The 6,624-nt window shown below is 41.3% G+C and carries 7 protein-coding genes; 3 read left to right on the plus strand and 4 right to left on the minus strand.

What is annotated here, in order from left to right; all coding sequences use genetic code 11:
* The coding region (locus tag EO95_RS16775) for a PAS domain S-box protein (protein ID WP_082106007.1) at positions 1-1,993 on the minus strand (1,993 nt) is incomplete at its 3' end.
* A 288-nt stretch (positions 1,994-2,281) separates the two neighbouring features.
* Complete coding sequence (locus EO95_RS10330; RefSeq protein WP_048134518.1) at positions 2,282-3,451, minus strand: RNA-guided endonuclease TnpB family protein; 1,170 nt, start codon at positions 3,449-3,451, stop codon at positions 2,282-2,284.
* Between the two features lie 253 nt (positions 3,452-3,704).
* Here EO95_RS10330 and EO95_RS10335 point away from each other — a divergent pair, with 253 nt between their 5' ends.
* Positions 3,705-3,935, plus strand: coding sequence for a ferredoxin (locus EO95_RS10335; RefSeq protein ID WP_048134520.1), 231 nt, complete (start codon positions 3,705-3,707; stop codon positions 3,933-3,935).
* 192 nt (positions 3,936-4,127) lie between these two features.
* Here EO95_RS10335 and EO95_RS10340 read toward each other — a convergent pair whose 3' ends face one another.
* Complete coding sequence (locus EO95_RS10340) at positions 4,128-4,904, minus strand: winged helix-turn-helix domain-containing protein (RefSeq protein ID WP_048134522.1); 777 nt, start codon at positions 4,902-4,904, stop codon at positions 4,128-4,130.
* Positions 4,905-5,304: 400 nt separating this feature from the next.
* Here EO95_RS10340 and EO95_RS10345 point away from each other — a divergent pair, with 400 nt between their 5' ends.
* Both EO95_RS10345 and EO95_RS10350 read left to right on the plus strand, forming a co-directional pair.
* Positions 5,305-5,505, plus strand: a complete 201-nt coding sequence (locus EO95_RS10345) for a hypothetical protein (RefSeq protein ID WP_048134524.1) — start codon at positions 5,305-5,307, stop codon at positions 5,503-5,505.
* A gap of 139 nt (positions 5,506-5,644) precedes the next feature.
* Entirely contained in the window at positions 5,645-6,082 is a 438-nt protein-coding gene (locus EO95_RS10350; protein ID WP_048134526.1) for a CoA-binding protein, read from the plus strand.
* A gap of 173 nt (positions 6,083-6,255) precedes the next feature.
* On the opposite strand, the gene EO95_RS10355 is transcribed toward EO95_RS10350, so the two are convergent.
* On the minus strand, positions 6,256-6,624 hold a 369-nt coding region (locus EO95_RS10355), incomplete at its 5' end, for a tetratricopeptide repeat-containing protein (protein WP_156164038.1).

Genomic DNA, 6,624 nt, shown 5'->3' on the forward strand with positions numbered 1-6,624 from the left:
CGTCTCGTGGGCTCGGAGATGTGTATAAGAGACAGAGCCTGGGACGTGCGAGGGCGATCAGGACTTCCTGTCCCCTCCATGATCCTCTACTGAATCTGGTTTCGGCAAAAATCTCTGTCCCTCCCCTGGCAACAAAGGGCACGCTGTACAGGGATGTTTTTCCTTCAAGGATTTCAGAAAAGTTTTTTGCGGCTTCAAGGACCCGGTTCTGGGGATGGAAGGAGAGGATATTCTTTCCAAAGAGTTCTTTTTCCGTATAAGAGAGGTATTTGCGGAAAGCAGGATTGGAGTGGACAATGCAGCCTTCATGGTTCACTATGAAAATAAAGTCCTTTATACTTTTAAAAAGCCCCTGGAAGTCGCTGCTGGTTTGCTGGAGTTCTGCTTTTTCCTTTAGCCTGCATATCTCGTTTCCGAGTTCAAGGGCAATGGTTTCAAGCTGTCTTCTGGAAGTTTCGGGAATTTCGTCTGCCTTATGGGAACTGAGCTGTATGACTGCGGCAAAGCGACCACCTGAGTATACAGGAATAAAAGCAGCAGCTCGAAGCTTTTCTTCAGATGGAGTCTCAAGAGATGCCATATTTTTAATCTCAAAATAGTGCCTGTAAACAGGTTTTCCTATCATGAGCAGGTTTGCCAACCCCTGAACTTTCCCAAAACAGGCCGCAGCTTTCACAAAAGTAGGGGACAATCCCCTGCAGGTCTTTAATTTCAGCTCGCCGCTGCCCTCGTCCATAAGATAGATACAGCCTGAATCCAGAGGCTCGACCTCAAGAGCCAGATCAAGGAGCTGCTTTAAGATTTCCTGAAGTTCATCTGTGGAAGCAAGGGCAATGCCGGTATTGCGGCGGAGACGAAGGAAGTCAGAACTTTGCCTTTTTTCAGTAACGTCAATAACTGTTCCGTACAGGTATTCGATATCCCCTTTTTCATCGGAATGTATAAACGTCTGTTCGTCCACCCAGCGGACCTCTCCGGAAGCTGTGAGAATCCTGTATTCCTGAAAAAAGTCTTTTCTGCCTTCCTTATAATTCCTGAACAGGTTATCCCTTACCTTTTCAATATCAAGGGGATGGATAATGTCTTCATATGTAAGTTCTCCTGAGGTAAAAGACCCTGCCGGATACCCGAAAAGGATTACGTTTTCAGTTATGAATTCCACAGGCCGTTTTTCCCGGGGGTTGCTCAGAAAAACAACTACAGGGCTGCTGCTTACAATTAACTCCAGGACTTTATTCACTTTTAGTGAGTTTGAGAGGTCTCTTTTTATCTTCTTTTGCTCGCTGATATCTCTTGCAACTATAAGAACCGTGTTTTTGCCCTCGTAATCCATTACACGGGCTTCCACTTCTACCGGGATAGAGGTGCCATCTTTTTTCAGATAGGTGGTCTCAAAGGCAATTTTCCCTTCCTGGTATATTTTCTTAACCTGCCTGGAAAACTGGTTTCCATACCTGGTATCGATGTTTGCGGGAGCAAGCTTACGGAGTTCTTCTCTACTGTACCCCAGGTTAGTACACGCCCCTTCGTTTGTTTCCAGGAATTTTCCGTTCCTGTCCAGGATAATTATAATATTGCTGCTTGAGTTAAGCAAAGAGCTGAATTTCTGCTCCTCCTGCTCCAGCTTTTCTGCAAGTTCTCTGCAAGTGGTAATGTCCGAAACAATCCCAAAATAACGGCTTATCCTGCCGTTTTTCCCGTACTGGATGAGAGTCCTGTCCTCAACCCGGCGTACGTTCCCGTTTTTAGTGAGGACCCTGTATTCCAGGGTGTAATCCTTAATTCCCCTTTCAGAGTTGCTTATAACCCCAAAATTAAAAGCTTCAAGGTCTTCAGGGTGAACTATGTCAGCATATAGAATTTTTCCCGCCTTAAAATCAGCAGGCTCATACCCGAGCCCTGAAATGTTTGTAGAAGCAAACTCTACCGGAAAGCCAGCTTCGGCTTTTCTTATGAAAATGACCGGTGGAATACTTTCGAGGAATATTTTCAATTCTTCTTTAGATTCAAAAAAGTCAGGCAGCTCCTTTTCAGGCAGTTCCTTACCTGCGAACTTACTATGAGGGCTTTTTTCCGTAATGCTGATCCCCTGTTAAAATTAATATGGGCTGATACCTGTATCTCTGATTTATTTCTAAAACTGTTTATTATAACATATAAGTTTATTAATTAAACTTTCTTTTTCATCACAGGAAAAGATGTATAAAAGGCAATTTAGTTGAAGGGCAATGTAGGTCAACTACTTGCCACTGAAGTGGCAAGCATGGATATCCCTGATTTCTCAGATCATATTATTCGTGTGGGTGGTTGACAGACACCCCTGAGACTCTAAGATATACCTATAGTCTCGTGTTCTGTGTTCGATGTTTCGAGCACCATTTAGATCAGCGTTAAGCTCAAAACCACATGCTTTACATCGAAACTTTAACCCGTTTCGATTATTAATAGAGATGTGATTACATCGGCAACAAGTCTGAGAAGTATATTCAGGGTTTATATACTCTGTTATTATTCCAGCGTTTTTGGCTTTATATTCAATAAACCGCTGCAACTGATAGAAAGCCCAACTGTTATGGAGATATTTTTGTTTCTTTCTCAGCTTGTTATTTGTACGACTTCTTATTCCGGCCAAGTCCTCTAAACCGATAACAGAAACACTATTTTCAACTGCAAATTTTACAATTGCTTTAGAGATGCAATGATTAACATCTGTCATTAGACGTTTCTCTTTCCCTGCTAACCGTTCCAGTACACGTTTAGCTGACAAAGTTCCCTTAGATTGTAATCTTGCTCTCATGTTTTTGTAGACATTTCTCCTGTTTTTTATATCTCCGCCAGCAAAGAATTTACATTTTTTATCAGTGGTAGAAGCCACGGCGAGATAATTAATGCCTACATCAACACCCATAAAAGTAGAAGCGTCCTCGATTTTCTTATCAGGCAATTCCTGAGAAACGGTTAGATGGAAATAATAATCTCCGTCTTTATGTTTCACTACTTTAGACGCTTCAAATTTCCACGGGTCTTTAAAAAACGGTAATGCGTATTCGTAGTTCTGGATTTGGTATGTTTTTCTACCGTGACTGAATGTAGTAAGACTAACTGAATTTTCAGTTATCGTGTAATCTCTCTTGTATGATAATGTCATAGATGTTGGAGAATACATTACTTTCTGCCAATAACTCATACCTAGTTTTGCCAGTTCTACTATTGTTTTGTACGTCCCTGCTACCTGTCTTGGTATGTTACAACTAACCTGAGACTTCAATCCAATGTTTTCTCTGAGATAAGGATATACCATTTTTTGTAATTTCATAGCAGGTATTGTTCTGCCATGTTCGAAAACGATGTTAGATGTGTAATTCATACCTTTTGTGTATTTTTGCATGGTTTCTACTAAATCAAAATCTGGATTTAGAATTTTCAGTTGTATTGTTTTAGTAGATTCCATAGTAGATCATATTCACATAAACTTAGTTATAGATTTTGTGTGAATATTAAACATAAACAGGGGTTGCGAAGATTACGCATTCCTCCCACCACTAAAGTAACGGGAATCCTGCTTAAGGCTCTTGAACATCAGGAATATAGTTGAACCTATGGTCGAAATAGAGGCTTGAAAGGGTGTTTTGAATGTTAAATTATATATAAAAATCCTCTTAATTACTCTTATTGTGAAATAAACACAATAGGGGGAGTAAAATATGGCTGATAAGACAGATAAAGTTGCGGAAAATATTCCCGGACCTTATTATGTAGATTATGAATGTATCGCATGCAACTTATGTGTGGATACATCGCCAGAGAACTTTAAAATGACTGAAGATGACTCTAACGCTTATGTATATAAACAGCCGGATACTGATGAGGAAAAGGAAGCCTGTAAGGAGGCATTGGAAAGCTGCCCGGTTGAAGCAATAGGAAACGACGGCTAAAATGGCCTGTTCGATTTAAGCCGAATTACTTAATTTTTATCGGTATATCTATTTTTTATTTTGAGCAATTTCCCTATCTACTTACAGCTTTTCTCCAGCTTTTCTCCAGTTTTTATGCAGCTGTTTTTTACCGATTTTTTACAGGTTTTTTACAGGTTTTTTACAGGTTTTTTACAGCTGTTATTATATCCATTATTCTATCAACCCGATTTCGGAATAGATTCTGGAGAGCCCCTGAAGGGTGGAATACCCTTTTCTTGTGATGATATAGTCCCCGCGTTCACTCCGCTGTAAAACCATGCCCGTATCAAGCAGTTTCTGCAGGTGGAAGAGCAGGTTTCCGCCGCGAAGCCCTGTGAGTTTCGAAAGCTCTGAGAAGGTCTTGCTTTCCCCTGAAAGTGCCTTTAGCATCAAAAGCCTCTGTTTATTTGCTACAGGCTCACAGACCTCAGAGACTATCTTTTCAGGCTCGATTGCACTTATATCGCCTTTTTCGTCTTTTTCTTCCCTGTCTTCATAGATCTGAAGGGAGCGCATAAGTTTTACCTGTTTATCAAAAAGATTGCTGGCTTCTGAAAAGCACCTGCTGCATTGAGGGGTTTTTGCTTCCTTCTTTAATTCATCAAGCTTGTCCCTGTACATCCTGACAGTTCCCGCCTCGACCCTTCCTCTGCCAACAAGCCCTGCAGTTTCCTGTAAAAGGTCTTTAAACGCCGTTTCACAGAGTTCCCGCGTCTTACAGTTCCTGGTCATCTGGCTGTGCATCCTCTCGTTTGCGTCCTCGCAGAGGTAGTCTACCATGGGCTTCATGAAGTTCTTCCTCATCTCTCCCAGCATCCCTTCAATGTGCTGCTGGTTTGCCCTTTGCAAAAACCGTGAGAACTCATTCCGAAGAGAAGTTACCTCTTCCCTGATGGAGTGCAGTTCTTCTTTGTAGTAGACGTCAGTATCTCCGCTCGCAGTTTCCATTCTTATCAGCCTCTATACCTATTGAAAAACCGGATTGCGTTATATTAAAGGTAAATTATTTAAGGTTAGTCTAATTAACGATCATTTATATTAACGACCCCTCATCTTTATTACCAGCGTGTTATTTTTATTGACCGTGTATTATTTTTGAGCCTATCCCAAAACTCAAAATTTGCTTCTTTATATCTCTTATTTTAAGTGGCCAATCGAGCTTCTACTTATGAAAGTAAGCCGGAATAATTTTGGTATTGGGATTAAAACTGGGTTTTGGGATGAGTTCTTTAGTAATCGCAGATCATTTTTATTAAGGGTCATTTTTCTGTACTATCTGAAATTTGTACATAATTATGACGCTCAAGTATATAAATATATACAGCTTTTTAGAATCCGGTGATAATGAATGGAATTACAGGACATAAACAACTTCGTACAGACTGCAAATGAAGAACAGCTCAAAGCCTTCGGCTTCCTTGGCCAGTGGATGATGGAAAACGGACCAAAGTACTGCACCTGTCCCTCAAAGTGCAACCAGAACTGTGAGCTTGCAAAGGCACTCGGTGGAGCTCTTCAGGCTGCCGGGCAGAGGCTTCAGGGCCAGTAATTGAAAGAGTAAGCAGAATTCCTACTTGAGTTCTGCTGCCCCTTCATATTTTCTTCTGTTACAACACATTTATTGCCTGAATGACAGATTTTAATGTATAAATCAAATTATGAAACTATGAAACAAGGGGGAATTTAATATGGAACCAACAGCTTCAGATTGGATTAACTTCTGGGATGCAAACAGTTTTGCAGTGATTACCGACAATACAAAGCCAGCCATGAAATGGGCTGCTTCGGAACTCAAAAAGCAGGGCAAAAAAGTCTATGTCGTTGACCTCTCCGAAAAACCCGATCCCAGCTCCCTGAAAAGCGTTTCCGAACTTCCTACCGGCCTGGACCGTGCCATCATCGGCATAACAAAATCCGAACCCGGAGACCTGATCCCTGTCCTTAAAGAAAAAGGCACCAAAAAAGCCTGGATCCACTGGAAAACCGAAACCGAAAAAGCCCTCAGTGCCTGCAGAGATGAAGAACTCGAATACCTGGCAGGCCGCTGTCCCATGATGTATCTCGGAAGCGGATTAAGTATACACGGCCTGCACAGAACGATTGCGAAGATGACGGGGAAGTATTGAATAAAGGATTGGTTTTATTCGCTATTCAAAACCTTTTTGTGTTCACTGTTTCAAACCCCGGTCCCTATCCCCGTTCGCGCAGTGAACGGCTTTTTCCAAAAGCAAATCCAAGCAGAAATATTTGCATGTCGGATCATATTAACGCCAGAAATTCAATAAATGCAGAATGAATTTCACATTTCTTTCATTTTCTCCTTAAGATCCTGAATATTTTGTTCAGTTGTTTTAAAGCTTGGATGAGCAGAGCCAAGTTTACTTTTTAATATCTTAAGTGAGCGTTCAAGCAGGGGTAAAGCCTCGTTGTACCTTTCAGTATAATAGTAAAGAATCGCTAAATTGTTTAGCGTGTTGGCAACTGATGGGTGTTCTGGTCCCAGCACCTTTTCATAGATTTCAAGTGCCCTGTTATAAAGTGGGAGTGCTTTTTCGTATTCTCCCATGCTATCATAGAGTGCTGCGAGATTGTTTAGCGTGTTGGCAACATCAGGGTGTTCTGGTCCCAGCACCTTTTCATAGATTTCAAGTGCCCGCTTATAAAGTGG

It is taken from the genome of Methanosarcina sp. 1.H.T.1A.1 (assembly GCF_000979295.1).
In the GTDB taxonomy this organism is placed as follows: Archaea; Halobacteriota; Methanosarcinia; order Methanosarcinales; family Methanosarcinaceae; genus Methanosarcina.